The sequence below is a fragment of the Mycobacterium sp. SMC-2 genome (genome assembly GCF_025263485.1).
Lineage (GTDB): Bacteria > Actinomycetota > Actinomycetes > Mycobacteriales > Mycobacteriaceae > Mycobacterium.
The window spans coordinates 409,494-435,597 of sequence record NZ_CP079863.1 but is presented as its reverse complement, the minus strand read 5'-3'; the positions used below and the strand labels follow the sequence as shown (position 1 = coordinate 435,597).

Here is a 26,104-nt window from a genome sequence, read left to right as displayed (position 1 = left end):
CCGATCACACGGCGGTAGAGCGCCTCATCACCCGACTGGCGAGCAGGGCGCACATCACGCCCGTCAACCCGGCGGCGGGAGCCACAGGCGACGACCATTCCGACAGTACGAAGTAGCCGAAGGCGGCGCCGACGACGAGCAGGGCCGCGTGCGCGGGCGTCCAGCGGGCGATCGAGGGCAAGCGAAACGACAAGCCCATGCCAAGGAGCAGCGCCAGAAGGTGACCGAACGGGGTGAAGTCCGCGTCAAACGTTGCCAGCGCCGCGACGCCAAGCCACCAACCGATCCAGGCCGGACGCCGGCGCGACGGTATCGATGCGGTCAGGGCGCCCAGCACGCACACCGCGCCGTAGCTGATCCCGACGTCGGTGGCGCGCGCAACCGAGAACGGCAGCCATCCCGTCTCCACCGCGGCGACCAGCCCGACCGCGACGATCAAGGTCGCGCCGATGTGGCCGATGGCGAAGGTGATCAGCAAACCCCTTCCGTGCCAGATCAGTTCGCCCAGCGCCAGCAAGCACACCAGCCCCGGCAACCACAGATAGACGTCGCCGCCGTCGCTGACGAACGCGCTGCCGACCAAGCTGCCCAGGTGGCCGTGCGCCAGGTTGTGCAGGTTGGTGCTCATTTCGCTGACGACCGCGGCGCGGGTGTGCGCCCCCAGTGCCGTCAGGGTGAGCGAGACGGCGAGCAGCAGGACGGCATACGCCGCCGTCACACGCAGGCGGTCGGCACGCGCGCGAACTTGCACGCTGGACAACGTCATTGACCGGTCCAGCCGCAACGGCCAGATCGCGCGGTCGACGCCGGGGTTGCGCCCACGCCCCGGCGACGGAAGCAGCTCGGAGAGCGTCATACCTCCACGGTGCAGGGCGGAGCGTGGGCGTGCCGCGTTCTTAACGAAGCCTTCACACCCGGGTGGCAAATCTTCACAGATTCGGACACGATCGCGGCCGCGTAGGTCGGGATGCCCACCTCGAGCACGGCGCGCGTCTCAAGCCGCCGGGGGAGATGAGGTCGTTGTACGGATCGGTCAATACCGGCGCGGTGGTGTCCGTGCTGTCCGTCACGCCGCCATCACCTCCCGTTGACGCCTTGACTGCCCGGTGTCCCCGCTGCTAGACATGGGTGCGGGTAAATTTGGGCGATCGCCCAAAAGGCCGCGAATGGAGGTGGCGATGGGCCGGATGGACGGCAAGGTCGCGTTCGTGACGGGCGCGGCGCGTGGGCAAGGCCCGAGCCACGCCGTCCTCCCGATGCACACGAGTTCGCCGTTATTGCTGAACGAGGCCACCTACCGCGCCTTCCGGCCCGAATTGGAAAACCCCGGACCCGACGACCTCGCACCGGTGTGCCAGAGCTTCCACTACCTGCCCATTCCCTGGGTGACCCCCGAAGACATCAGCAACGCGGTGCTGTTCCTGGCCTCCGACGAAGCGCGCTACATCACCGGCGTCACACTCCCCGTGGACGCCGGCAGCTGCCTGAAGTAAGGAAGACACGATGACGGTCGCCAACGACACCGACGTCTACTACGACCCCTACGACACCGGCATCATCGCCGACCCGTACCCGACCTACGCGCGGCTGCGCGAAGAGGCGCCCATCTACTACAACGACCGCTACGACTTCTGGGCGCTGTCAAGGCATTCCGACGTCGAAGGCGCGCTGGCCAACTGGGAGACGTTCTCCAACAGGCGCAGCGACATCCTCGAGCTCATCCAATCGAAATTCGACATGCCCGGCGGCGTGATGATGTTCCAGGATCCGCCCGAACACACCAGGCTGCGCGGCCTGATGTCCCGGGTGTTCACGCCGCGGCGGATGGCCGCCCTCGAAGACCAGATCCGGCAATACTGCGTGCGGTGTCTGGACCCGCTGGTCGGCTCCGGGACCTTCGACATCATCGCCGAGCTGGCCTCGATGATGCCGATGCGGGTGATCGGCATGCTGTTGGGAATCCCCGAGTCCGAACAAGTCTCGGTGCGCGACGCCAACGACGCCAACCTGCGCACCAAGCCGGGCGCCCCGTTGAAGGTCGCCGACGCCGACTCCATCGCCGACGGCCGGATCTACGCCGACTATGTGGAATGGCGGTCCAAGAACCCCTCCGACGATCTGATGACGACGCTGCTCAACGTCGAGTTCGACGACGAGCACGGGGTGCGCCGAAAGCTGACGCGCAAGGAAGTGCTGCACTACACGCAGGTGGTCGCCGGGGCGGGCAACGAGACGACCGGCCGACTGATCGGCTGGCTGGCCAAGGTGCTCGCCGAACATCCCGACCAGCGGCGCGCGGTCTACGAGGACCGATCACTGTTGACCCGCACCGTCGACGAGACGCTACGATTCGAACCGACAGGACCGCACGTCGCCCGTTGGATGGCAAGGGATTTCGAGTGCTACGGCACGACGGTTCCGGCCGGCAGCGCCATGCTGCTGCTGTTCGGCGCCGCCAACCGCGACCACCGTCGCTACACCGATCCGGACACCTACAACATCCGTCGTGACAACATCTCGCACATCACGTTCGGGAAGGGTGTGCACTACTGCCTCGGCGCCAACCTGGCCCGCCTCGAGGGCCGCGTCGCGCTCGATGAGATTCTCAACCGCTGGCCCGAATGGGGCATCGACTACGACACCGCGCAATTGGCCTCAACATCGACCGTGCGGGGCTGGGAGCGGTTACGAGTCGTCCTGCCCTGAACCGACCTAGCTCTCGAACCTGTTGACGAAACGATTCACCAGCCCGACGGCTTCCTGGTGGCCGGTGGTGGCGCCCAACGCCTGTTCCAGGATCAGCATGCGACCCACCGCGGCGATGATGACCGCGATGCCGGCGGGCGGGAAATCGCCAGTATCCAAATCCTTTTCGCGGACGATGGTATTCAGCGCGGCGGTCTGCATGTCGCGCCACCGCTGCAGCCAGGCCGCGATCTCTGCCCTGATCTCCTTGCGGTGGTTGGCCAGCCCCATGAACTCCAGCAGCAGGCGGGTGTCCTTGGGCTCGATGAGCGTGTCCCAAAAGGCATGCAGGGGGCGGTCGGAGGCCAACGCCCGCTGTTGGCGGTCCAGGTAGGCGGCCGCGCCGCGCCGGAAGACGTTCAGGTAGAGCTCGTCCATGGTGGGGAAGTAGTAGTGCACCAAGGCCGGTTTGACGCCGGCTTCGGCCGCCACGCGGCGCGACGTAGCCGCGGCGTAGCCCTCGTCGACCATGATTTGGATCGTCGCGTCGATCAGCATGTCGCGCGCCGTGGAATCCCGCGCCTTCGGTCGTTCGGAAGCGGTCATGATGTGTGTTCCTGTCGATGGACCGGGATGCGGGAGCGCTTGGGCGATCGCCCAAAAGTCTAGCGTGACGGGGCTGCGGTGACGGGTCCAGGATTAGGAAGTGGGGTGAGCGGGGAACCGGCTTCCCAATATTCGTGCACAGGAAGGACGGCCGTCCCAAGCCGACACCGATCTGGGGTGTGCCCGACGGCGGCAAACTGCTGGTGATCACCGACGACGGATCGTGGAAAACCAAGCGGATCAACAACACACCCCGGGTGACGATCGCCAAGAGCGGCGCACTGGGCAAACCCAAGAGCGAAGAGGTCGAGGGCGTCGCCCGGGTGCTGCCCAAGTCCGAGACGCGGCGCGTCTACAACGCCGTCCTCAAGCGGTATTGGTACCACGCCTGGTGGTTCTACGCGCACTCGATCGTCCGCGGTGGCATCGACAAGGTGCACGTCGGCCTCGAGATCAAACCGGCCGGTTAGCGTCGCTCTTGGGGTCGATCAGGATTTTCGCGTGCGCCTCGGGATCCCCGAGCGCATCGAACGCGGCCTCGACGCCGGACAATCCGACCGTACCGGTGATCAGCGGCGCGACGTTGACCTTGCCGTCGGCGAGCATGTACAGGGTGTCGCGGAACTCGAGCGGCGTGTAGCCGAGCACGAACCGCAGATCGATCTCCTTGTTGATCGCCATTGCCGGACGAATGTGGTCGGCACCCATGCAGACGCCGACAACGACGACGCGCGAGAACAGCGGTGCGCCGGCGATGATGCCGTCGATGATGCCGGGCACGCCGACGCATTCGAAGATGACGGGATGCTTGGGCGTCGCGGCGCCGGCGGCCTCGGCGGCGCGCCAGAGATGCCACCACGGCAGCCGCAGCCGCCGCAGCTTCTCGATCGTCCCGACCGCGAGGTCGAACGCCTCCAGGATGCCGTGCAGGTGTTTGCGGCCCGCCTCGGTCGCATACGGCGAGTCCTGCGCGGGGTCGACGACGATGTCGGCCCCGCAGGCCGTCGCCAGCGACCGGCGGCCCGGTGAGAAGTCGCTCGCGATCACGGTGCGCACGCCGTGCGACTTGAGCATGCAGATCACCGCGAGACCAATTGGGCCGCAACCGATCACGATCGCGACGTCACCCTTCTTGACCTCCCCGCGCCGAACGGCGTGCCACCCGACGGCCAGCGGCTCGGTCAGCGCGGCGATCTCGGGGGACAACCCGTTGGGGACGGCGAACGTCAGCGACTGCTCGACCAGAAGCTGCTCAGCGTAGGCGCCCGGCGCCATCGCAGACAGCCCTATCCCGTGTACCTGCTTGCCGCGCCGCAGCAGCGGCAGGGCCACGACCGGCGTGCCGCGCCGCGGAGCCTGGCGTGTGCCCGGCCCGTAATCCAGTACCTCGCCGCAGAATTCGTGACCGAAAACCACCGCCTGATCCGATCGCATGAACGCGTCGTACCCGGACTCGGCCATCACGTCGGCGAGTTCGTCGCAGTGGCGGCGGGCGTGCAGGTCCGATCCACAGATGCCGCACCGCACGACTTCGATCAGCAATTGGCCCTTCGCGGGGGTCGGCGTCGGGGTGTCGACCACTTCGAGCTTTGCGTTGGTGCAGGCCACGCTTTTCATTCTGTGATCCCCTGACGTCGTTGCTCGAGCCCGCGGAAAGCCTAGGTCGCCGCGCGGTACGCCGCCAACGTGTCCGCCACGGTTTCCCGCGGATCCCGGTACCTGATGCCGAGTTCGCGTTCGCTGGGCGAATCGTCGGATGCCGGCATCTGCGTGTAGTACTGCATCCCGGCCCACGTGAAGGGCGTCTCGTACGGCAGGAAGCGGCCGGCCCGATCCATCACCGCCCCCGCGACGCGCAAAGCCGTGTCCGGAATCGGGACGGAGACCATGGGAGTCCCGGCAACCTCGCCGAGCATGGCCGCCAGCTCGGCCGCGGGTACCCGATGGCCACCCGCGGTGTAGCGGCGCGGCCCGCGTCCGGGCTCCAGCAGCGCCGCGTGCAACGCGGCCAGGTCGCGGACGTCGACGATCAACCACGCGGCGCTCCGCCCGGGGATCGCGTGCATCTGCACGGCCGCTTTGACGCCCTCGCCGGCCTCGCCGAACTGGTCGCCGACCGGGGGGCCGAGCACCATGCCGGGGTAGGTGATGTTCACCGGCGCGCCGGCATCCTGTAGCCCGCGGGCATAGATGTCGACCTGCGCCTTGGACGTTCCGTATCCATCGGCCCCGCCGACCACCGGCAGGTCGGCGGTCAACGTCTGAAGGCCCGGATGGAACAGCGCGGTGAAGCTCGACACGTGAATGATGGGATCCAGGCCGAGCTCGACCGCCTGGCCGAGGACGTTCTGGGCGCCCTGCATGTTGGTGGTGAGCATCTGCGTCGTCTGCCGCGGATCGGTGGCGACCAGGGCGGCGCTGTGCACGACGGCTTCGCACCCGTCCAACGCCTGGCGCACCGCCATGCGGTCGGTGATGTCGGCGACGGCGAAGTCGGACACGTCGACGCCCAGCTTCGCCACCGAGGTCTTCAGCTTCGCCGGGTTGCGCACCAGGAACCGGATGGAGTGCCCCGCGTCGGCGATGGCCTTGGCCGTCCAGCCGCCGACGAATCCCGTACCCCCTGTGATCAGAACGCGCACGGTGCGATCCTTACAGGGCCGTGCGGCCTACAGATGACTGGAGGCGAACTTGGCGGCCTGGCTCGTCATGCCGTTCACCCCGTAGGAGGTGTGCGCGGCGAATTCGTTGCCATTGCCGGTGCCGCACACCGGGTCGCCCTGGGCGCACAGCTCCAGGGTCTTCGGCTGATACCGCGGGCCGATGGCGAGCGGCGGTGCGTGGTACTTCTGCAGGAAATCACCCGACGGCGTTCCGAAGAGGGTGACCGCGGCGACGTGATTGGCGACGTCCGCGGGCATCGGCGGCGGCACGGACGACGCGGGCACGCCCGGCGGCACGGCCGCCGAGGTCACATACCCGGCCAGCGCCGCCCCCTGCGAGTACCCGCCGAGCACCTCGCGGGTGTTGGGGCAGTTCTTGGCCATGGTTTCCACGTGCGAACTGGCGTCACGGATGCCGTCGACGACGGTCTGTGGGAAGTTGGGATTCGAAAAGTCAGTGCTCGCAGGGTAATTGACCGCATACACCCCGAGCGACCGGGAGCCGACCTGCGGCCGCAGCGCGTCCACGAACGACCCGCCGATCCCGCCGACGCCGGGCGGCTCACCCGACCCGCGGGCGAACACCACCTCGACATCGGGGCACGGCTCCGCGGACGCGGACGGGCTCGGCGCGCTGGAGACCAGGGCGCCGGCCACCAACGCCGCTAGTCCAACGAGCGCCGGCAGCCGGCGCAGCTCGGCAAGTCTGCTCACTTCTTGAACGCGTCTTTCACCTTTTCGCCCGCGTCCTTCAGGCTGGACTTCGCCTGGTCCGCCCGGCCCTCGTCCCTGGTGTCGTGGTCCCCGGTGGCCCTGCCGATGGCCTCCTTGGCCCGGCCGCCGAGGTCTTCGATCTTGTTCTTCAGCTTGTCCTCGCTACTCATGCCGCTGTGGCTACCCCGCATTGGCAGAGGTTGAAACCCCCGCCCTGCCATCATGGAGGGCGTGAGCGCCGCAATCGTGGTGGCAGTGGTCGTGGGGTTGATGCTCCTCGGCATCGGCATGGTGGTCAACCAACTGCTTCGGCTACGCCGGTATTTGAGGGACTCGCCGACCGGGCCACCGCCCGGCCCGGAGCCCCCGGACCCGCCCAGCTAGGCGATCGCGGCGATCGCCGCCGCGCTTTCCAGGTCGCCGAAGGCGGTCGCGTACCGCTGTGCCAGGGCGACGGCGACTTCGACGCGCTGCCACAGCCCGCCGCCCGCGCTGGCCGTGCACAGCCACAAGGCCAGCCCGTGTGCGACCGACGCCCGATAGCGCAGCCAGAGCTCGTCACGGGACGGCAGCTCGGTGTCCGGCAGCCCGAGCGCGTCGCGGTACTCGTCCAAAAGGGCGCGTTCGTGTGCCCGGCGATCGTCGACGGTCAGGGCGCCCTGCAGGAAGTAGCCAAGGTCAAGGGACCAGTTCCCGCGCCGCGCCATCTGCCAGTCGAGGAAGCCGACTTCGTCGTCGGGGGTCACGTACGTGTTGCCGATGTGGGGATCGCCGTGCAGCAAGGTCTGCGGCGATGTGGTGAGCGTGCGGATGTAGGGCTTCCACACCGACTCCACGAGCTGGTCAATGGTCATCTGAAGCACCTCGGCGGGGGTGCCGGGTTCGAGGCGCTGAAGGGCGGACGGCAGCGGCGCGTACTGCAGCCCGTCGAAGGGCAGGAACGGTTCCAGCCAGGCGAGGCCCGGATGCCGCGTGACGCGCTCGCCCCAGTAGCGGCCGTGCAGCCTTCCGAGGGCGCGCACCCCGGAGGCCGCCTGCTCAACCGTCAGCGGCCGCAGCGAATCACGCGGGTCCGCCGCGCGGGCGTTCAGATCCTCCATGACCATGACGAAGTCGTAGGCGTCCTCATCGATCAGAGCCGCGTACACGGCCGGGTGCTCGAGCGGCAGCTCGACGCCGGAGGAGAACAGTCGCGGCTCGTGGAACATCCCGCTGGTCATCCGGATCAGCTCTTTGTGCGCCGGGTCCGCGGCCTTGACGAAGACCGTGGCGGGACCGGTGCCGGCCGCGTAGCTCAGCGCCAGCCGGGCGCGCCGGTTGGTGCCGTCGTCGCGCAGCTGGACGGCCACCCCGTCGACGACCGCATCCGGATGACGCCCGGCCAGGGCCGCCGACATCCAGGCCGGGGTGATCTCGTCCCAACCCCGCGGCACGGTCAAAGGCAGTGTGTTCACCGGCGGTCCCGTCGTCGTGATGGCGCATGGTGAGCCAGCAACGACACGATCCGTGTCGTTACTGGCTGCAGGGGAAGTTACCGCATGCCGCCGAACCGCCCGCTCGACACCGAATTCGAGGGCCTCCTCGACGCGATCCTCGACGGGATCTCGCGGTGAAACCCCAACTCGGATAGAGCGCGGCTGATAGCTTCGTCCCCGTGGTAGCGGGGCGGCGCGGCACCGTTACACCGTCGGGTCATCTGGTCACCGGCGACGGTCTGCCACGCGGTGTCTCCGGCGCGGCCGACCCCCATTTCGCCAACGTCGTCAAGCTGTTCGCGCAGCTGTTTCCCGGCCGCCGGTTCGGCGGCGGGGCGCTGAGCGTCTACGTCGACGGCGTGCCCGTCGTCGACGTCTGGACGGGATGGTCGGACCGGGCCGGCACCCAGCTCTGGTCGGCCGACACCGGCGCGATGGTGTTCTCGGCGACCAAGGGTGTCGCGTCGACGGTGATCCATCGGCTGGCCGACCGCGGCCTACTGTCCTATGACGCTCCCGTCGCCGAATACTGGCCCGAGTTCGCGGCCAACGGGAAGGCCCAGATAACGGTTCGCGACGTCCTGCGGCACCGCTCGGGGTTGTCGCACCTGCGCGGCGTCACCAAGGCGCAGTTGATGGACCACGCCCTGATGGAGGAACGCCTGGCCGCCGCGCCGGTCGACCACCTGCGGGGCGTGCAGGCCTACCACGCGTTGACCTACGGCTGGCTGCTGTCCGGTCTGGCCAGGGCGATCACGGGCAAGGGCATGCGGGAGCTGATCCGCCAGGAGGTCGCGCGTCCGCTCAACACCGACGGCCTGCACCTCGGCCGCCCGCCGGAAGGCTCGCCCACCCAGGCCGCGCAGATCCTGATCCCGCACGGCAGGCTGCGCACCCCGGTGTTCCACTTCATCGCGCCCAAGGTGGCCGGCCTGCCGTTCTCCGGCGCGCTGGGCGCGATGTACTTCCCCGGCGTCGTCTCCCTGGTCAAGGGGGACACCCCCTTCCTCGACGGGGAGGTCCCCGCCGCCAACGGCGTGGTGACGGGCCGCGGGTTGGCGAAGATGTATGCCGTGCTGGCCAACGGCGGCCGCATCGACGGCAAGAAGTATCTGTCCGAGGAGTTGGCGCGCGGCCTGGCCGGCCAGGCGCGGCGGAAATGGCCCGACGCAAACATGATGGTGCCCATGCCATTTCACCTCGGCTACCACGAATCGCCGGTGCCCGGCCTGCTGCGCGGCTTCGGCCACGTCGGTCTGGGCGGGACACTCGGCTGGGCCGACCCCGAGGCGGGCAGCTCGTTCGGTTTCGTCCACAACCGGTTGCTGACGCCGTTGCTGTTCGACATGGGATCCTTTGCGGGCCTGGCCCGTCCGCTGCGCAACGCCATCTTGGCCGCGCGCGATCAGGGCCCGCTGCAGGTGCCGCAGCTCGGCGCCGCCTACGCCAAGCCCGCTCGGCGCAAGGCGGCCCTATAGCCGGGCGGCGACGAGGTTCGCGGCTTGGGCGGTCATCCCGGACTGCACGTACGAACCGTGCGCGAAGACGTTGATGGTGGAGCCATCGGAGCACGCCGGATCGCCGGCGGCGCACATGTCGATGGTCTTCGCGTCGTACGGCGGGCCGATCGGGGGGAACACGGTGCCCGACAAGCGATTCGCGAGCGCGCTCGTCGGATTGCCGAAGACGGCGATCGCCGCGACGTGGTCCGCCGCCTGGGGCGGCATGGCCGGCGCGGCCAAATCGATCACCCCCGCGCCCTGCGAAAATCCGCCGAGCACCAATCGAGTGTTGGGGCAGCGACCCATCATGTCCCCTACGTGGGCAACAAGGTCGTCCGCACCGTTGCGGGCGCTCGCCGCGAAGGCCTCGGTCGCGGGGTAGTTGACGGGGTAGACACCCATCGACCGCCCGGGAATCTGGGAGCCGAGCGAGTCGACGAACGCCTGGCCCACGCTGCCGACACCGGGGGGCTGGCCGGTGCCGCGGGCGAACGCCACCTCGACGGCGGGGCACGGGTCGGCATGAGCGGCGGGGGCGTTGACCGGCCCGCCCAACACCGCCGACGTCACCGCGGCCGCAGCGCTAAGGACGATGCGCGGCGCAATCACCCCTCAATGCTGACATAGGCGTTCCCACGCGGCAGTGTCAGCGGAAGGTCGGCGTAGGTGACGATGCCCGGCGCCGCGGCGACGACGGCCGGGATCGCGTTGATCGCGGGCATCGCCGTCATGATGTGGCCGAGGTCCATGAACTCCTCGAGCGTGGTGGCCTCGAAGTACGGCGGCGGCAGGAAGCCCACCTTGGTGGTCACCGTCGGCTGCCCGTCGATCTGGACGACCCAGCCGTCCTGGTCGATCTTCCAGTCGGGCTCGAGCGTCTGCCCCTTGCGCCACCGCACGTTCAGGTCGATGAGCGTCTGCCCGCCGACGATGCCCCGCCAGCTGATGTAGACGCCCGCCACGCATCCCGCGGGGATGGTCCAGGACGCCATCTCGAGATCCGCCGTGGTCTGGGCGAATTCGGCCACGCAGCGCACCTCGTCGAGCTCGACACCGAGCGCGTCACCGACCAACCGCACGGCCTCGCCGAAGATGGCCGTGCCCTTCTCGGCCATCGCCTGCAGGTCCGGGTGGTCGATCGGCTGGCCGAAGCCCACCGGCTTCTCGGTCTCCGGCGAGTCGTAGAACGTGGTGTCGGCGGCCTCGTTGACCGTGACCTTGTCGATCCGGTTGCACACCATCGCCGACACGATGGCCAACAGCTCGGCAAAACCCGGGCTGACCCCGGACCCGAAGATCGTCGAGCCGCCCTTCTCGCAGGCCTCCACGATTTTCTCGCGGCCGCTGCCGAGGTTTCCCCCGGTGATGAACGACGCCGTGGTCACCACGTTGACGCCCGCGGACAGGATGCGGACCAGCTCGTCGACGTCGATCCACATCGGGTTGTAGACCACGCAGTCCGGTTTGAGCGCGAGCAGCGCGTCGACGTCGTTGCTGGCCGCCACGCCCAGCGGCGGGATCCCGACCAGTTCGCCGGCGTCGCGGCCGACCTTCTCGGCTGACCAGGCATAGCAGCCCACCAGTTCCAGGGTGGGGTTGGTGACGATCGACTTCAGCGAGCTCTTGCCGACGTTGCCGGTGTTCCACTGAACCACGCGATAGGTGTTTGGCACTCGCTCAGCATAGGGAATGGGGGCCCGCCTTAGTAGGCGGATTCGGCCGCCAATATTTCGGCGAGAAAGGCGTCGTCCGCCGGCCGGTCCAGCCGCGCCCGCGCCCACCGCCGAACCCGCTCCCGGGTTTCCGTCGGCTCCGTGGTCTCGGCCCCGATGACCACCGACGTCGCCGACCAATCGTGGTCCCAGGCCTCCGCCTCCGAGAGGGGCCGTTGCCGGGCGTCGAGCAGGGGGAGGGTCGCGCGGCCGTCGGCGTCCAGGGCGCCGGCGCCGGTGATCTCCCCGGAGCGCAGCCGCACCCCGATACCGGTGGGCGCGTCCGGGCCGATGACGGCCACCCGCACGAGGGCGACGACCGCCGTTTCGGCCGCCTCGATCGTCCAGTCGACGGTGTCTTCGCCCGCATCGAAGATCCCGGGCGGAACCCCGCCCCAATGCACGGACGCGACACCGCGGGCGATCGGAGCCGCGGCGCGCGGACCCGAGTCGGCGCCGGCGGCCAGGGCGTAGTCGTCGCGGCGTCCGCTCGGGAAGAGCAAGACCGCATCCGAATCATCAAGGGCGGCAAACAGTTCGGGCCACCCGTGGCCGTCCACTCCGAATTCGTCGGCCAGGCGGGCGCCCGCCCGCACCAGCTCGAGGGCGCGCGGATCTCCGTCGGCGACGTGCGCGGCCAGGGCGGCGGCGTGTGGCGCCAGCAAGTCGGCGACGTCGGAATCCAAGGTGTCATCGGCGAAGAAGCCCTGCGCGCCGGTGGTCAGCACCGCGACCTCGAGGTCCAGCAGCGCGCGATCCAGCCCGGCGATGCCGTCCTGCCGACTGGCGGGCCACCAGCGTCGCAGCCAATGGCCGACGGCCAGCCTGCGCAGCGCGCGCAGCGACCCCGGCAGGATGTCCACGCCGGCGAGGTCGATGCTGTGCGGCTCGTCGGCCGACCCCACGGCGGAAGCCAGCGCGACGTGCCCGGGCTCGCCGAGGACCCGCCAAAGCCAGTCGGCGCGGCCGAAATCCGTGAACGTGATGTGGATTCCCGCATCGTCCGGGTCGTCCAGGGTCCATGACAGCACGGCGCCGCTGACCTCCAGCACCGCGGCCAGCGGGGTCGCCTCGCTGACCGGGCCGGTGCTCCACAGACCGGAATCGGCAACCAATCTCATCCAGCCACCTGCAATTCCAGCATCGCCTTGATCCGCTGCCGGTGGTCCAGGCTCACCGAGCGCGCGACCCCCTCGAGCAGCGACCGCACGTCGTCGACGTCGTCGCAGGGCTCCTGCCACACGTCGCGCCCGTGCAGCCGCGCCCACAGGCGGTTCAGGTAAGGCTGGGCGTATGCGGCGAGGTCGTCGACCACCTGCCGTTGGCGGGGATGGATCGGGCCGCCGTCGGCGAGGTAGCGCCGGGCGTGCAGCACGTAAGCCTCCTTGCGCAGCCGCGCCTGAATCTGCGCCGCCAGTGCGTAGCGACTGGCGACGGACGGATCCAGCGGGGCCAGCTCCACCGCTATCTCGATGCCCGCGACCAGCGTCGCCTGCTTGTCCTCGGACAGCAGCCCCCACGGCGCGCAGGCGCGGTCGACTTCCTCCTCGCACAACAGGGGGATATCGGGCAACGCGTCGCGGTCCAGGGCGCGGCGCAGGGTCGCGCGCACCCGGTCCACCACGCTGCGGTCCAGCGGCCGGTCGCTGTCGGCGCCGCCGACCACGCGTGGGCGACGTTGCGGCGCAATCGAACTCAGCCCCAGGTCCACTATCGACCACGGCAGCTGCGCCGCCTCGTCACGGGCCAGCGCCCCCAGGTTGTACGGCGTGGCATCGGCGATCATCGCCGACCAGACGCGCTGCCGGGCCGTCGCGCTGCGGTGGCTGTTGGCTGGCCCGAGCACGGTGGCGAGTTCGGCCAGGAACCCTCCGGTGACGGTGTGGCCGGCCCGCACGTCGCGCCAGCTGCGTTCGAGCTGGTCGGCCAGCTTGGCGACCACCTCGGGATCGGCCACATACTGGTGCAGCACCTCGATCGCGGTGCGGTCGCGGCCCTGGTGGACGTCTTCCAGCACCGCGGCCGCCGTCTGGCGATCCTGTGCTGCCGGTGGGCCTTTCGTCACCGCGAGCTCGAAGCACACCGGAAAGTACAGTTCCTGGGCGTTTCCGGTGCGGATGCGCTGCCGGCGGCGCTCCATCTTGAGCACCTCGAACCACGCGGCGGCCGAACGTAATTCCGGACCGCTGCCCACGATCAGGTCGCGCATCGCCGCGGCCGTCTCGGGGCTCACGACGGGAGCCGAATACTGCGGGTTGGACCGCAACCGCAGCACCAGCGGGTCGATGATGCGTTTGACGGTGCGGCTCAACGGGCCGCCGTCGTCGCTGCTGAGCACTTCCACGCCGGGGCCGATCGCCCGCCAGGCAGCGTCGATCACCGACCGGCGTGGGTGGCCGAGCGCCACGGCCAGCTGCGAGTCCGCGCTCATCGGCACAGGATAGGCGCATCGCGTGAAACGCGGCAGCCGAAAACTTGGGTTCGGTAGCCGGCCGGCGGCCTCACCCTGGTCGCATGAACAGGCTGTGGGTGCTGCTGGACCGGATCAGGTGGGCCCGGCGGCGCGGCGGCGGGGACCGCGCCGTCGGGGTCGGCACCGTGCGCACGGTCGAGCGTCAGGTCTTCATCGAGGTGGTCGAGGTCTCCGGGGAGACGTTCGTCGGCAAGTTGGCGCGGTGCGGCGACGATCTCGACGTGTCGATGCTGCGCCCAGGCCTGGTGGTGCTGGTCGCGTTCGATCCCGCTGCGCGCGAAAGGCTTTCGCTGCCCGACGACGTACTGGCGGTGCACGCGGCGTGGGCGGGATCGCGGTGAGCGCTATCGTGCGCCGTCCACCGCGAAGCTGACCACCGCGCCCCAATACAGCGGGCTGGCCGCGGTCTCGCCGTCGCGCCAGCGACGCATCTGTTGGCGCTGCCATCGGTTCACCGCGCACCCGGCGTCGTCCTCGGCGTCGTGGGCGCGATCCACGGCGATCACGGCATCGGCCATCGGATCGGCGGCCGCCGCGGTGAACTGGCGATACGCCGCGGTGGTAGGCAGCGACCACAAGGTGGCGGTCACCAACTGCGCGCCGCCCAGGATCATCGCCGCCACCAGCCCGGTCGCCTCGTCGAATTGATAGTCCCCACCCGACCCGCACGCGAGCATGGCCACCCGCGGCGGCATCGGCAGTTGCAGGCCCATCAGGTCCGACGCGGTCAGCGGGCGATGATCACCGATCGCGTCGGCGTCTCCGGGGATCTCGGCGGTGTCGGCCAGGTGCAGCGCGGCCCGATCGGCTTGGCCCTCCGCCGAACTCGCGTGCCCCACATAGAGCAGCCTGCTCGGGGCCTGGGCCAGCAGCTTGGCCAGCCACGTGCGATCGGCGTCCTGGCGGCGAAACAGTTCCACCGCGGCGTCGACGGCCGGCAGCACTGGCCGGTGCTCCAGCACGCCGGTGAAGTGCCGCGCCAGTGGCGTCTCCGGCGAGGGCCTGCCGAGCACCGATCCCAGCGCGGAGTCCGGGCGCTGCCCCGGCACCCGGGGGTCGAGGATCAGTAGCGGCGGACCGCTCTTCCTGGCGCCCCATCCGGCCGGCGCCCGCGGTGAGTGCACGATGTTCGGCGGGACCGCCAGCAGAACGTCGACCAGTTCCATCAGCCGGTGGCCGTCGGTGTGTTGCCCGATATCGGCGAGCTGCCAGGGGATCCGGGCCGCGGCCCTGCCGCTGGCGGTGATGGCCTCCTGGCGGGCGCGCACCAATTCTTCCTTGCTGGGTCCCGATTTCGGCACCGCAAGGAGCCCCCAGGGGACGCGCGCCAGCCGCGCGCTGGGCGAGACGAACAGCACCGCGCGGGGCGTGGCCACGCACTCGGCCAACAACTGCCAGCCGGGGGAGCCGATCAGCAATACCCCCAGCATGTAGGCGAGCGTCAGCTCGCTCTCCGGCGCCGCGAACGGCCCGGTGATCAGCGCGCGCTCGATGGCGTCGCGCCGGCTCTCGGAGCCGTGCGGTTCGGGCAGGGCGTTCAGCAGTTCTTCGAGCGCGGCCAGCAGCAGCGGTTCTTCGATCACCCAGGTGACGGTTCTCGAGGGCTGCCCGACGATGCGCAAGCTGGCGTAGGTGGCGATCCCGACGTCGGCGTACCGCAGGATCAGGGTCGTGCGATCCGCGTCGCTCATGGCCAGGTCGACCAGGCCGGCTCGGCCGCGGTGACGTCGCGGCCGTAGCGCTGGAAGGCCAGCGCGCGATAGTGACTCAGGATCGGCTCGGCGTCCGGCTGCATCCGCAACGGCGGCAACGGTCCGAGCCGCGTCAGCGACGCGTCGCCGGGGGCCGGCGAGCCGGCCGCGGCCAGCGCCGGGGCGGCCTCGACGTCGGGGTCGATGGGGACCGGAGCGGTGGCCGTCGACGCCCATTCCCCGGTTCGCGCCCGCTGCGGGCCGGTATCGAAAGTCCCTCGCGCGCTGTGGTATTCGACCAGTTCACTGATCAGTTCGGTGTTCTCCCATTCCCAGGCGACGGCGAAGGCGCCGGCCAGGACGGGCGCCGCAACGCTGGTGGCCCAGCGGGATCTCGCGTCGGCGTCGGCGATCGAATAGCGCACCGAGTCGACCGCCAGCGCGGCCGGCACCTTGAGCTCTGCGGCCTGCTCGAGTTTGGTCATGCCGCGCCGGTATTCGTCGGTGCCGACCTCGCCATGCAGGATGCCGAGCCCCTCCGCCTGCCGCGCCTCGGTCTCCTGCAGCGTCTCGTCGGGATCCCCGGAACTGTCGAAGCCTAGGTCGGCCAACGCGTCGGCGCGCCACACCGTGCCGAGATGATTGTCGAGCAGCGCGTACTGCAGCCAGCTGCTGCGCGGCGACGAGTCGAGCAGTTCGCGGGCCTCGGCGATCAGCTCCACCGCGTCGGCGAAGCGGCTCCAGAAGATCGCTATCCAGCTGCGCTGCAACAGGATGCGGTGCAGATACAGCGGCTTGCCCAGTTCGCGCCAGTGCCGCTCGGCGTGTTCCCAGCATTCGTCGGCGGCCTCCAGCGCGCCGGCCCCGAGCCGGGTGAGTCCCATGTACAGCCAGCAGCGGGCGACGTCGTGCGCCCGGGCGTGACGGGCGATGACGGGATAGGCCTCGGAAACCAGTTGCTCGGTGCCGGCGTGGTCGTTGGCCGCCCAGCACGCGGTCGCCCGCTCCAATCGCGCTCGCGCCGTGGCGAGTTCCCAGCCGTTGGCCTGGGCCCGGGCTTCCGCGCGGCGCAGCCAGGGATCGGCTTCCGGCAGCCGGCCGGTTTCGACGCAGAACCTGCCGTAGCCGGTGCCGGCGACGACCCGAAGGTGATCAGCGGCCTCGCCGCCGCCACGGTAGTCACTGATATCGCGAATAGCGCTCTCCCACAACGGGACTGATCGGACATGCAGGTCGTCGTCGCATAGCGCGGTCGCGCACAGGACCAGCGCCTGGAGGCGCAGGCGCGCGTGTTCGTCGGCGAGGTCGGGGGAATCGGTGTCGGAGTCCTCGGAATCCAACACCGCCAGCGCCTTAGCCGCGCCTTCGTGATCGCCGATAGCCGCGGCGAGGCCGATTTGCAGGAACTGAGCCCGCCGCGAGTACCGGCGGACCATGTGCGTGACGTCGGCGTCGGCGGGCATGCTCGCGTAGACGTTTACGCAGTCCTGAATGCGCCGGATGGATTCGCGCACCCCGTCATTCGCGCCGCGGTCGAGGTAGATCTCGCCGAGCTGCGCGAGCACTTCCAACATCAGATCGTCCCGGTCTTCCCGCTCGATGCGCGGTATCAAGGACAGCAACAGATCGCGCGCCCCGGCTTCCTCGGCCGCGAACGCCAAGCGGCGCGCGCGGTCCAACTCATCGGGTATCGACACGGCTGCATCATAAGTCCGCGGGTGTCGTGCGGGCGGGGAAAGCGGCGAGCGGCGGACGCGTGAGTGAGCACGTCCGCCGCCCGGTCGCAACCGATCAGCCGCAGGTCACCTTGATGTTGAAATCCTTGGTGATCATCCCGGCCATCGGGTTCTTCAGGTCGGCGCCCTGCGCCTGTCCGGTGATGGTGTAGGTCTTGCCGTCCACCGCCACGTCGGCCGAGCCGACCTTCGCACCCATGTTGTTGCTGACCGACAGCGCGTTGCCGTCGACAACCATTGCCAGCGATTCGACCTTCGGGGTGGCCTCGTCGCTCATCACGACGGCCAGCGCCTGCCGTCCACCGCTGGAACCACTGCCGATGTTGATCTTGCCGCCCGACTTGACGCACGTCACCGAGGCCGGGTCCAGGCCCGCCAGGTCGGTGCCGCCGACCTTGACCTGCGCCCCGCCGCCGCTGGCGACGCTGGGTGCGGTGCTCGATGCCGTGCTGGCCGTGTGGCCGCCGCTGGAACACCCCACCAGCACCGAAGCGGCGCCCAGTGTGCCAATCGCAGCCGCGAGAACTCGTTTCACTTTGCGGTTCCTTCCTCCATGCGCCGCCCCGCTGGCGTCGTCATGGCGCAAGTACAGACCGCCGGATTCGCTACCGATCCCAAATTTCGCGGCGGCGTCGGGCCGGTAGGCTGCGTCGAGGCCGGCGCAGACCAGAGGAGGCACCCGATGCTGAGCGTAAAGGGGCTGGAAAAGCCTGAGGCCCATGACTTTCCGGCGGCGGCGGACTACCTCGCCATGCTCGCGGACCTGACCGAAATCGAGAAGGGCCAACCGCTGTCGCCCATCCTGCTGGTGCGCGGCGACCTCTCGGCCGGCGCCCCGCCGCAGGTCGCCGACGGCTACCCCCGCGTGTGCGCGAGCTACCACGCCGACGAGAACACCGATATCCCCGTCGTCATCGCGGCCGTGAGCCGCTGATCAAGGATGTGACCATGATCGAGATCAACACCGTGGAAACCGTGCACGTGCTGACCCTGTCGTCGGGGCCCGTCAACGCCCAGGACGTCGAGCTGCTCGACGAGCTCACCTCGACGGTTCGCGAGTTGGAGCGTTCGGACGCCGGCGCGCTGGTCGTCACTGGAGCCGGCCGGGCGTTCAGCGCCGGGGTCGACCTCAACCGCGTGGTCGACGGCGGCGCCGGCTACACCGATCGGCTGGTCCCCGCGCTGTCCGCGGCGTTCGAGGCGATGTTCTCGTATCCGGGCCCGACCGTCGCCGCGATCAACGGTGCCGCCATCGCGGGCGGGTGCGTGCTCGCGTGCGCCTGCGACCGCCGCCTCATCGGCCCCGAGGCGCCCATAGGCGCGGCCGAGGTGCGCGTCGGGGTGCCGTTTCCGGTCGCCGCGCTGGAGGTGATGCGCTACGCCTGCGGGGACCACGCCGAGGAGGTGCTGCTGGGCGGCCACAACTATCGGGGGGCCGAGGCCGTGGCCCGCGGACTCGCGCATCGCGTGGTCGCCGAGGATCTCCTCGAGACGGCCATGGCGGAGGCGTCGGATCTCGGCGGCATCCCGGCCGGCGCCTATCGCCAGACCAAGACCCAGCTGCGGGCCCCGACGCTGGCGCGGATTCGCCAGGGCGGCGCTATCGACGACGAGGTCCGCCGGATGTGGGGCGCGGACGAGACGCTGCAACGCCTCGCCGCCTACGTGGAGCGCCTGCGGCGGCGCGACTGATCAGGGCCGGCTATTCCTCGTCGAGGGCCACCCCGCCCCGGGTGCGCCGGCGCCGCATCCGATGCGAGCCCTTCCCCGTCGGGCGACGGTTGCGCAACCGGGCCTGGCTTTCCTCGGTCTCCTCGGCGGGTTCGACCCCAGGCTCGAGGGTCTCTTCGGGTTCGGCGGCTTCGGGCTCGGCAGCCTCGGGGGTCCCGGCCGTGACGGTCTCGGCTTCCTCAGTCTTCCCGGCCTCGGTTTCTTCGGCCTCGTCAGGCTCGCCGGCCTCGGCCTCTTCCTCGGTGTCTTCGGTGGTTTCCTCGACGTCGGCCTCGTCGCCCTTCTTGCGGCGCAACCGACGCTTCTTGGGCTTCTTCGCCTTGATCGGTTTCGGCGGTGGCGGCGGCAACTCGGCGACAAACGACAGGTAGAACGCGAAGAACCCGAGCACCGCGATCGCGGCGGCCGCCCCATAGATGGCGAACAGATACTGTCCGGCGGCGTCCAGGCTGAGCCAGATCTCGCTGATCGCCGTTCCGGCGATCAGCGAGCCCGCCAGCACGTGGCACACGATCGACGCGACCCGCAGGTTCAGGGCCAGCTGCGGCGTCCCCAGCTCCGGCTTGCGCACCCGCAACAGGTTGAACACCACGGGCAGCGCGGCCAGCGCGACGAGCGCACCCGTCGTAATCCGCAGCCCGGTCCCCAACGAATGCGTGGTGTCACCCATCAGCTCCGGCCAACGGGGCAACACGAAAAAGAAGTAGAGGGCGCCGGCGACGAGAGAGCACAGCAGGTGCCACGGCACCGCAATCTTGCGCCCCATACCCCTCCTCGTGGTGGTGAGTTCACGCCAGCCTAAAGGCGGCCAACCCGAATCCATACCAATTCGTGCCTGTCCGCATGGCGGACCAATTGCGGAGGATGCGGGATTTGAACCCGCGAGGGCTGTTAACCCAACCCGCGTTCCAGGCGAGCGCCATAGGCCACTAGGCGAATCCTCCGTGGCCATGGTAACCGAGGCCGCCATAGCGGCCGGCACTTGCTCTGCGCCAGGTATTAGACTCGCGGTGGACCCCGCGCGGCGTCTATCCTGTGAACTCCCCCAGGGCCGGAAGGCAGCAAGGGTCAATGGGCTCTGTCGGGTGCGCGGGGTCCCCTATGTTTGATGAGTGGCGACCCGCTGCGCCCGGCTTCGCCGCGCTTGCGATCGCCACTAGGAGCAGCGAAAGGGTCCACCGTGTCGCTGGATTCCCTCAGCCCTGAAGAGCTTGCCGCCGCACACGCGCGCCACCAGCAGGATTACGCGGATCTGCGGGCCAAGAAGTTGGCCCTCGACCTGACCCGCGGCAAACCGGCGCCGGAACAGCTGGACCTGTCCAACCAGCTGCTCAGCCTGCCCGGGGAGGACTACCGCGACAGCGAGGGCACCGACACCCGGAACTACGGCGGCCTGCACGGGCTGCCCGAGCTGCGGGCCATCTTCGGAGAGCTGCTCGGCATCGGCGTGCCCAACCTGATCGCCGGCAACAACTCGAGCCTGGAGCTGATGCACGACGTCGTCGCCTTCTCGATGCTCTACGGCGGCGTCGACTCCCAGCGGCCCTGGAAGGACGAACCGAGCGTCAAGTTTTTGTGCCCCGTTCCCGGCTACGACCGGCACTTCGCCATCACCGAGACGATGGGCATCGAGATGATCCCCGTGCCGATGCTGGCCGACGGGCCCGACGTCGACCTGATCGAGGAGCTGGTCGCCGCCGACCCCGCGATCAAGGGCATGTGGTCGGTGCCGGTGTTCGCCAACCCCACCGGCATCACCTACTCGTGGGAAACGGTGCGTCGGCTGGTCCAGATGCGAACGGCGGCGCCCGATTTCCGGCTGTTCTGGGACAACGCATACGCGGTGCACACCCTGACGCACGAGTTCATCCGTCAGGTCGACGTGCTCGGGCTGGCCGCCACGGCCGGCAACCCCAACCGGCCCTACGTTTTCGCGTCCACCTCCAAGATCACGTTCGCCGGTGCGGGCGTGAGCTTCCTCGGCGGATCGCTGGGCAACATCGCGTGGTACCTGCAGTACGCGGGGAAGAAGTCGATCGGCCCGGACAAGGTCAACCAGCTACGGCACCTGCGCTTCTTCCGCGACGCCGACGGGGTGCGCCTGCACATGCTGCGGCATCAGCAGATATTGGCGCCCAAATTCGAGCTGGCGCTGGACATCCTGGACGAGCGGCTGAGCGACTCCAAGATCGCCTCGTGGAACGAACCCCAGGGCGGCTACTTCATCAGCCTCGACGTGCTGCCCGGGACCGCGCGCCGGACCGTGGCCCTGGCCAAGGACGCGGGGATCGCCGTGACCGAGGCGGGTGCGTCGTTCCCGTACCGGAAAGACCCGGAGGACAAGAACATCCGGATCGCGCCCACCTTCCCGTCGCTGCCGGACCTGCGTGACGCGGTCGACGGGCTGGCCACCTGCGCGCTGCTCGCGGCCTCCGAGTCGTTGCTGGCGCCCTCCGCATTCAGTGTGCGCTGACGGCGACGACACGCCGCGCGAGTGCGCCGTGGGCGCACACTCGAAGCCGCTGGCGCACACTCGATGCCAGCCGAGCTCTAGTCACCGCTCGCCGGTAGCCTGCTGACCGTGGCCCTCTACCGCAAGTACCGACCGGCAACCTTCGCCGAGGTGGTGGGGCAGGAGCACGTCACCGAACCACTGTCGATCGCCCTGGAAGCAGGCCGGATCAACCACGCCTACCTGTTCTCCGGTCCGCGCGGCTGCGGGAAAACCTCGTCGGCGCGCATCCTGGCCCGGTCGCTGAACTGCGCGCAGGGCCCGACGGCCGCTCCCTGCGGGGTGTGCGAGTCCTGCACGGCGTTGGCACCCAATGCCCCCGGCAGCATCGACGTGGTGGAACTCGACGCGGCCAGCCACGGCGGCGTGGACGACACGCGCGAGCTCCGGGACCGCGCGTTCTATGCGCCCGCGCAGTCGCGCTATCGGGTGTTCATCATCGACGAGGCGCACATGGTGACCACCGCGGGGTTCAACGCGCTGCTCAAGATCGTGGAGGAGCCGCCCGAGCACCTCATCTTCATCTTCGCCACCACCGAACCGGAGAAGGTGCTGCCGACGATCCGGTCGCGCACCCACCACTACCCGTTCCGGCTGCTGCCACCGAAGACCATGCGGGCGTTGATCGGGCGGATCTGCGAGCAGGAGGGCGTCGTCATCGACGACGCGGTCTACCCGCTGGTGATCCGCGCCGGCGGCGGCTCGCCCCGCGACACGCTGTCGGTGCTCGATCAGCTGTTGGCGGGCGCCGAGGGCGCCCACGTCACCTATCAGCGGGCGCTCGGGCTGCTGGGCGCCACCGACGTCGCGCTGATCGACGACGCGGTGGACGCCCTCGCCGCGTCCGACGCCGAGGCGTTGTTCGGTGCGGTGGAGTCGGTGATCGACGCGGGCCACGACCCGCGCCGCTTCGCCACCGACCTGCTGGAACGGTTCCGTGACCTCATCGTGCTGCAAGCGGTTCCGGACGCGGTCAGCCGCGGCGTGGTGGACGCCCCGGAGGACGTACTGGACCGGATGCGCGACCAGGCGGCCCGCCTCGGGACGGCGACCCTGACCCGCTACGCCGAGGTCGTGCAGGCAGGGCTGGGAGAGATGCGGGGCGCGACCGCCCCCCGCCTACTGCTCGAGGTCGTCTGCGCGCGGCTGCTGCTGCCCTCGGCAAGCGACACCGAGTCGGCGCTGCTGCAGCGCGTCGAGCGGATCGAGACCCGGCTGGACATGTCCATTCCCGCCGCCGAGACGGCCGCCGCGCACCCACCGCGGCCCCGGACGGAATCCGCCCCGCCCAGGGAGGCCGCCCCGCCCAGGGAGGCCGCCCCGCCCAAGGTGGCCGAGCCCGAAGCCCCGCGCGAGCCGGTGCCCGAACCCGTCCCGGCGCCGGCCCCAGAACCGCACGCCGCGCCCGGCGAACTCAACGCCGCCGCGGTGCGAAGCATGTGGCCGACGGTGCGCGACAAGGTGCGCCAGCGCAGCCGCACCACCGAGGTGATGCTGGCGGGGGCCACCGTCCGCGCGATCGAGGACAACACGCTGGTGCTGACGCATTCCTCGGCGCCGTTGGCCAAGCGGCTGTGCGAACAGCGCAACGCCGACGTCATCGCCGAAGCTCTCAAGGATGCGCTGGGCGTCAACTGGCGGGTGCGCTGTGAGGTGGGGGCCGCCGCGCCGGTCGAGTCCGCCCCGCCGACCCCGGCGGCGGAAGAGCCCACGCCCGACGTGGCTCAGCGCGCCGAAGAGGAACACATGCTCGCCGAAGCCGGCCGCGCGGAGCCGTCCGAGCCGCGCCGCGACCCCGAGGAGGTCGCTTTGGAGCTGCTCCAGAACGAGCTGGGCGCCCGCCGGATCGACAACGCCTGAGCTAGGGTGTCCACCAGGGCCGCAACGGCAGGTGGTCGTCGCCGCGCGCGTCGACGTTGGCCGCCAGCACGTGGTGCAGCTGCAGGTTGTTCTGCTCGAAGGCCACCCGCGAGGCCGCCATGTACAGGCCCCACACCTTGGCGGTGGCCAGGTTGACCTCGTCGACCGCTTCGTCCCAGTGCTCGACCAGGTTGCGGCACCAGTCCCGCAGCGTCATGGCGTAGTGATGCCGGAAGTTCTCCTCGTGCAGCACCTCGAACCCGACGTCCTGGATCTCGGTGATGATGCGGCCCGAGCCGGTCAGCTCGCCGTCCGGGAAGACGTACCGGTCGGTGAAGCCGCCGGCGAACGAGGTCGACTTGTTGTCGTGGCGGGTGATGCAGTGGTTGAGCAGCAGGCCGCCGGTGCGCAGCTTCGACTTCAAGAACCCGAAGTAGGCCGGGTAGTTCTTGACGCCGATGTGCTCGGTCAACCCGATCGAGGACACGGCGTCGAATCCGCCCTCGGCGATGTCGCGGTAGTCGGAATGGCGCACCTCGGCGAGGTCGCTCAGCCCTTCGTCTTCGATCGCCCGTTGCGCCCACTTCGCCTGCTCGCCCGACAGGGTCGCACCGATCACGCGGACGCCGCGTCGCGCGGCGAAGCGCACCATGCCGCCCCAGCCGCAGCCGACGTCGAGCAACCGGTCGCCGGGCTGCAGCCTCAGCTTCTCGAAGACCAGCCGGTATTTGTTGTCCTGGGCCTCTTCCAGCGTCGCGTCGGCGTCGGGATACACCGCGCAGGTGTACGTCATCGACGGGCCGAGCACCCATTCGTAGAACGTGTTGGAGACGTCGTAGTGGTGGTGGATGGCCTCGGCGTCACGCGTCTTGGTGTGCATCAGCCCGTCGGCGATCCGGCGCCACCGGGGCGGTGTCTCCTGCGGCGGCGGGGGGACCGGCACCAGCCGCTCCAGCCCCATCGAACGCACGACGTTGGCGAGCACGCGCGCCGGCGGCCGCTTGAATTGGACGCGGTCGGTCAGCCGCTTGAGCAGCTGGTAGGGATCGCCCGGGTGGACGCCGTACAGGTCCAAATCGCCCGCCACGTACGCGCGGGCGAGACCGAGTTCGCCGGGAGCCGTGGCCAGGTACGTGGCGCCGCGCGGGCTCCGAAGATCCAGGCCCAGTTCGGCGTCTCGGCTTCCGGCGGTGCTGCCGTCGTAGGCGGTGAACTTCAGCGGGTGGCGCCCGGTCGCCGCGAAGATCTCCAGGATCTGCGCCATGCTCAGCTTTCCGCTCGTGCGGTGTTCTTTTGTCGTGGTCATCGCCGTTGTACCGCCTTTGCATAGAGGTCGAGGAGACGGGAATCGGGATCGTAGATTTTCTTGACCGTTTTGTAGGCCTCGCCGCCGTACAACTCGTCGAATTCCTCGCGGGCGTAGTACGAGTCGGAATACAGCGACTTGTGCCCGTCGAGCTCGCTCACCTTCGCTTCGATCGTCCGGTTGGTTTCACCTTCCGTGTCGCCCGCCGGCACCGAGGACCAAAAGCCGACATTGACGTACGTGTGGTCCGGCCGCATCGGATACAGCGGCCAGCCCTCGTGGTCGCGCAGCCGCAGCGGGCACAGCCAGATCGGCGTGATGGGCACGTTGCCCAAGAACCACTCCAAGAACTCGCAGGTCCGTTCGACCGGCAGCTCGACGTCCTGGACGACCCGCTCGCGCGGGGGACGGCCCTTGCGCTTCTCGATCCGGTCGGCGATACCGAAGCGCCGGTCCATGGCGACGAGCTTCGAGTAGACGCTGCTGCGCCGGTACCGGCGCGGCCACCAGCGCCGCAGCCGCGGGTTCTGCACACCGAACGCACTCGAGCACCAGAACCAGTCGGTGTCCCAGCGCCAGAAGTAGTCGTGCATTGTCAGCCGGTCGTCCTTGGTGGCTTCCACCCCGGGGGAGTCGTGCCGGATCGACTGGTAGTAGATGTTCTTCCCGGTGTAGTCGCTGACCGGTCCCGGCGTGGTGGTTCGCCGACCCACGCACAGATAACTCTCGTCGGCGCTGAACACCACCCCGTCGAGATAGTCGACGGGCGTGCCGCCCTGCCCGCCGGTGTCGATGATGCGTTCCATCGCCGCGATCAGCGCGGGCAACGAGCGGAACCGCACGTGCCGCAACGCGACGAACGGCGCGACGGGCTCCAGCTCGATCCGCAACCGGGTTGAATAGCCAAGCGTCCCATAGGAATTGGGAAAGGCGCGGAACAGGTCGGGGTGCTGGGTGCGGGATGCGGTGAGCAAATCGCCAGCGCCGGTGAGGATGTCCATCTCCAGCACCGATTCGTGGGGCAGGCCGTTGCGAAACGACGCCGACTCGATGCCCAATCCGCTGACCGCCCCGCCGAGTGTGATCGTCTTCAGTTGCGGGACGACGAGCGGTGAAAGGCCAAAAGGCAAAGTCGCGGCGACCAGATCCTCGTAGGTGCACATGCCGGCTACGTCGGCGGTGTGGGATTCGGGATCGACGCTCAGCACGCCGGTCAGCCCCGACGTGTCCAGGCCGGGGGCGTCGCGTTTAGTGCGGGCGCGGAACAGGTTTGACGTCGGCTTGGCGAGCCGGACGGCGGACGTTGCGGGGATGGATCGATAGCTCGCCATCAACCGGTCAACGCCCGACTTGTGCGCCGAGAGTGCAGATCCAGGGACAGGCACCACATATACCCTAGTCTTCGACCACAGCCCGTGCACCCGCGCGCGGGCGGCAT

26 protein-coding genes, 1 tRNA gene, 1 other RNA gene and 1 pseudogene are annotated in these 26,104 nt (G+C 69.4%); 11 read left to right on the top strand and 18 right to left on the bottom strand.

Annotated features, from left to right (window positions below):
- Positions 1-4: 4 nt before the first annotated feature.
- Positions 5-856 (bottom strand): rhomboid-like protein, encoded by an 852-nt coding sequence (locus KXD96_RS02065; RefSeq protein WP_260742630.1) that lies wholly within the window; start codon positions 854-856, stop codon positions 5-7.
- Between the two features lie 529 nt (positions 857-1,385).
- Between KXD96_RS02065 and KXD96_RS28700 the strand changes: the two are divergent.
- Together KXD96_RS28700 and KXD96_RS02055 are read left to right on the top strand one after the other, a co-directional pair.
- Positions 1,386-1,493 (top strand): annotated as a pseudogene (locus KXD96_RS28700) (SDR family oxidoreductase); the annotation flags it as partial.
- Positions 1,494-1,503: 10 nt separating this feature from the next.
- Positions 1,504-2,706 carry a cytochrome P450 gene (locus KXD96_RS02055; RefSeq protein WP_260742629.1) on the top strand — a complete coding sequence of 401 codons (1,203 nt, stop codon included), beginning with the start codon at positions 1,504-1,506 and terminating at the stop codon, positions 2,704-2,706.
- A gap of 6 nt (positions 2,707-2,712) precedes the next feature.
- Here KXD96_RS02055 and KXD96_RS02050 read toward each other — a convergent pair whose 3' ends face one another.
- Entirely contained in the window at positions 2,713-3,291 is a 579-nt protein-coding gene (locus tag KXD96_RS02050; protein WP_260742628.1) for a TetR/AcrR family transcriptional regulator, read from the bottom strand.
- 134 nt (positions 3,292-3,425) lie between these two features.
- On the opposite strand from KXD96_RS02050, the gene KXD96_RS02045 reads away from it, so the two are divergent.
- Positions 3,426-3,761, top strand: a complete 336-nt coding sequence (locus tag KXD96_RS02045; protein ID WP_260742627.1) for a PPOX class F420-dependent oxidoreductase — start codon at positions 3,426-3,428, stop codon at positions 3,759-3,761.
- Here KXD96_RS02045 and KXD96_RS02040 read toward each other — a convergent pair.
- The 4 genes from KXD96_RS02040 to KXD96_RS02025 are packed head-to-tail and all read right to left on the bottom strand — an operon-like array spanning position 3,745 to position 6,838.
- A complete protein-coding gene (locus tag KXD96_RS02040; RefSeq protein ID WP_260742626.1) occupies positions 3,745-4,908 on the bottom strand; it encodes a zinc-binding dehydrogenase in 1,164 nt (387 codons plus the stop codon). The genes KXD96_RS02045 and KXD96_RS02040 overlap by 17 nt on opposite strands.
- A 41-nt stretch (positions 4,909-4,949) precedes the next feature.
- Complete coding sequence (locus KXD96_RS02035; protein WP_260742625.1) at positions 4,950-5,933, bottom strand: SDR family NAD(P)-dependent oxidoreductase; 984 nt, start codon at positions 5,931-5,933, stop codon at positions 4,950-4,952.
- A gap of 27 nt (positions 5,934-5,960) precedes the next feature.
- Entirely contained in the window at positions 5,961-6,641 is a 681-nt protein-coding gene (locus KXD96_RS02030) for a cutinase family protein (protein WP_396878676.1), read from the bottom strand.
- Positions 6,642-6,664: 23 nt separating this feature from the next.
- Positions 6,665-6,838, bottom strand: coding sequence for a CsbD family protein (locus tag KXD96_RS02025; protein ID WP_260742624.1), 174 nt, complete (start codon positions 6,836-6,838; stop codon positions 6,665-6,667).
- A gap of 61 nt (positions 6,839-6,899) precedes the next feature.
- On the opposite strand from KXD96_RS02025, the gene KXD96_RS02020 reads away from it, so the two are divergent.
- A complete protein-coding gene (locus KXD96_RS02020; RefSeq protein WP_260745593.1) occupies positions 6,900-7,052 on the top strand; it encodes a hypothetical protein in 153 nt (50 codons plus the stop codon).
- Here the strand turns inward: KXD96_RS02020 and KXD96_RS02015 are convergent.
- Positions 7,049-8,065: a phosphotransferase gene (locus KXD96_RS02015; protein WP_396878674.1), complete on the bottom strand. Its 1,017-nt coding sequence runs from the start codon at positions 8,063-8,065 to the stop codon at positions 7,049-7,051. The two genes, KXD96_RS02020 and KXD96_RS02015, sit on opposite strands and share 4 nt — an antisense overlap.
- Positions 8,066-8,322: 257 nt before the next feature.
- On the opposite strand from KXD96_RS02015, the gene KXD96_RS02010 reads away from it, so the two are divergent.
- Positions 8,323-9,621, top strand: coding sequence for a serine hydrolase domain-containing protein (locus KXD96_RS02010; RefSeq protein WP_260742622.1), 1,299 nt, complete (start codon positions 8,323-8,325; stop codon positions 9,619-9,621).
- On the opposite strand, the gene KXD96_RS02005 is transcribed toward KXD96_RS02010, so the two are convergent.
- From KXD96_RS02005 to KXD96_RS01990, 4 genes are read right to left on the bottom strand one after another with little or no spacing between them, the layout of a single operon-like run.
- Entirely contained in the window at positions 9,616-10,251 is a 636-nt protein-coding gene (locus tag KXD96_RS02005; RefSeq protein WP_396878672.1) for a cutinase family protein, read from the bottom strand. The genes KXD96_RS02010 and KXD96_RS02005 overlap by 6 nt on opposite strands.
- Complete coding sequence (locus KXD96_RS02000) at positions 10,251-11,318, bottom strand: dihydrodipicolinate reductase (RefSeq protein WP_260742621.1); 1,068 nt, start codon at positions 11,316-11,318, stop codon at positions 10,251-10,253. The genes KXD96_RS02005 and KXD96_RS02000 overlap by 1 nt, the downstream gene beginning before the upstream one ends.
- Positions 11,319-11,347: 29 nt before the next feature.
- Positions 11,348-12,478: a hypothetical protein gene (locus KXD96_RS01995; RefSeq protein ID WP_260742620.1), complete on the bottom strand. Its 1,131-nt coding sequence runs from the start codon at positions 12,476-12,478 to the stop codon at positions 11,348-11,350.
- The gene (locus tag KXD96_RS01990; RefSeq protein ID WP_260742619.1) at positions 12,475-13,788 is read right to left on the bottom strand and encodes a hypothetical protein; all 1,314 of its coding nucleotides are present in this window, start codon (positions 13,786-13,788) and stop codon (positions 12,475-12,477) included. The genes KXD96_RS01995 and KXD96_RS01990 overlap by 4 nt, the downstream gene beginning before the upstream one ends.
- 44 nt (positions 13,789-13,832) lie before the next feature.
- On the opposite strand from KXD96_RS01990, the gene KXD96_RS01985 reads away from it, so the two are divergent.
- A complete protein-coding gene (locus KXD96_RS01985; RefSeq protein ID WP_313901612.1) occupies positions 13,833-14,171 on the top strand; it encodes a hypothetical protein in 339 nt (112 codons plus the stop codon).
- Between the two features lie 3 nt (positions 14,172-14,174).
- On the opposite strand, the gene KXD96_RS01980 is transcribed toward KXD96_RS01985, so the two are convergent.
- From KXD96_RS01980 to KXD96_RS01970, 3 genes are all read right to left on the bottom strand, one after another.
- Positions 14,175-15,521 (bottom strand): CHAT domain-containing protein, encoded by a 1,347-nt coding sequence (locus KXD96_RS01980; protein WP_260742617.1) that lies wholly within the window; start codon positions 15,519-15,521, stop codon positions 14,175-14,177.
- Complete coding sequence (locus KXD96_RS01975) at positions 15,518-17,218, bottom strand: hypothetical protein (protein ID WP_260742616.1); 1,701 nt, start codon at positions 17,216-17,218, stop codon at positions 15,518-15,520. The genes KXD96_RS01980 and KXD96_RS01975 overlap by 4 nt, the downstream gene beginning before the upstream one ends.
- A 94-nt stretch (positions 17,219-17,312) precedes the next feature.
- Complete coding sequence (locus KXD96_RS01970; RefSeq protein WP_396877776.1) at positions 17,313-17,792, bottom strand: lipoprotein LpqH; 480 nt, start codon at positions 17,790-17,792, stop codon at positions 17,313-17,315.
- Positions 17,793-17,939: 147 nt separating this feature from the next.
- On the opposite strand from KXD96_RS01970, the gene KXD96_RS01965 reads away from it, so the two are divergent.
- Together KXD96_RS01965 and KXD96_RS01960 are read left to right on the top strand one after the other, a co-directional pair.
- A complete protein-coding gene (locus tag KXD96_RS01965; RefSeq protein WP_260742615.1) occupies positions 17,940-18,191 on the top strand; it encodes a hypothetical protein in 252 nt (83 codons plus the stop codon).
- Positions 18,192-18,205: 14 nt separating this feature from the next.
- Positions 18,206-18,949: an enoyl-CoA hydratase/isomerase family protein gene (locus tag KXD96_RS01960; protein ID WP_260742614.1), complete on the top strand. Its 744-nt coding sequence runs from the start codon at positions 18,206-18,208 to the stop codon at positions 18,947-18,949.
- Between the two features lie 10 nt (positions 18,950-18,959).
- On the opposite strand, the gene KXD96_RS01955 is transcribed toward KXD96_RS01960, so the two are convergent.
- A complete protein-coding gene (locus KXD96_RS01955) occupies positions 18,960-19,754 on the bottom strand; it encodes a hypothetical protein (protein ID WP_260742613.1) in 795 nt (264 codons plus the stop codon).
- 92 nt (positions 19,755-19,846) lie between these two features.
- Positions 19,847-19,932: transfer RNA gene (locus tag KXD96_RS01950), tRNA-Ser, on the bottom strand.
- Positions 19,933-19,997: 65 nt separating this feature from the next.
- On the opposite strand from KXD96_RS01950, the gene ffs reads away from it, so the two are divergent.
- From ffs to KXD96_RS01935, 3 genes are all read left to right on the top strand, one after another.
- Positions 19,998-20,092, top strand: an RNA gene (gene ffs, locus KXD96_RS01945) — signal recognition particle sRNA small type.
- Positions 20,093-20,168: 76 nt separating this feature from the next.
- Positions 20,169-21,461, top strand: a complete 1,293-nt coding sequence (locus KXD96_RS01940) for an aminotransferase class I/II-fold pyridoxal phosphate-dependent enzyme (RefSeq protein ID WP_260742612.1) — start codon at positions 20,169-20,171, stop codon at positions 21,459-21,461.
- 108 nt (positions 21,462-21,569) lie between these two features.
- Positions 21,570-23,360, top strand: a complete 1,791-nt coding sequence (locus tag KXD96_RS01935; protein ID WP_260742611.1) for a DNA polymerase III subunits gamma/tau — start codon at positions 21,570-21,572, stop codon at positions 23,358-23,360.
- A gap of 1 nt (position 23,361) precedes the next feature.
- On the opposite strand, the gene KXD96_RS01930 is transcribed toward KXD96_RS01935, so the two are convergent.
- Together KXD96_RS01930 and KXD96_RS01925 are read right to left on the bottom strand one after the other, a co-directional pair.
- The gene (locus tag KXD96_RS01930) at positions 23,362-24,666 is read right to left on the bottom strand and encodes a class I SAM-dependent methyltransferase (RefSeq protein WP_260742610.1); all 1,305 of its coding nucleotides are present in this window, start codon (positions 24,664-24,666) and stop codon (positions 23,362-23,364) included.
- The gene (locus KXD96_RS01925) at positions 24,663-26,054 is read right to left on the bottom strand and encodes an FAD-binding oxidoreductase (RefSeq protein WP_260742609.1); all 1,392 of its coding nucleotides are present in this window, start codon (positions 26,052-26,054) and stop codon (positions 24,663-24,665) included. The genes KXD96_RS01930 and KXD96_RS01925 overlap by 4 nt, the downstream gene beginning before the upstream one ends.
- Between the last annotated feature and the right edge of the window lie 50 nt (positions 26,055-26,104).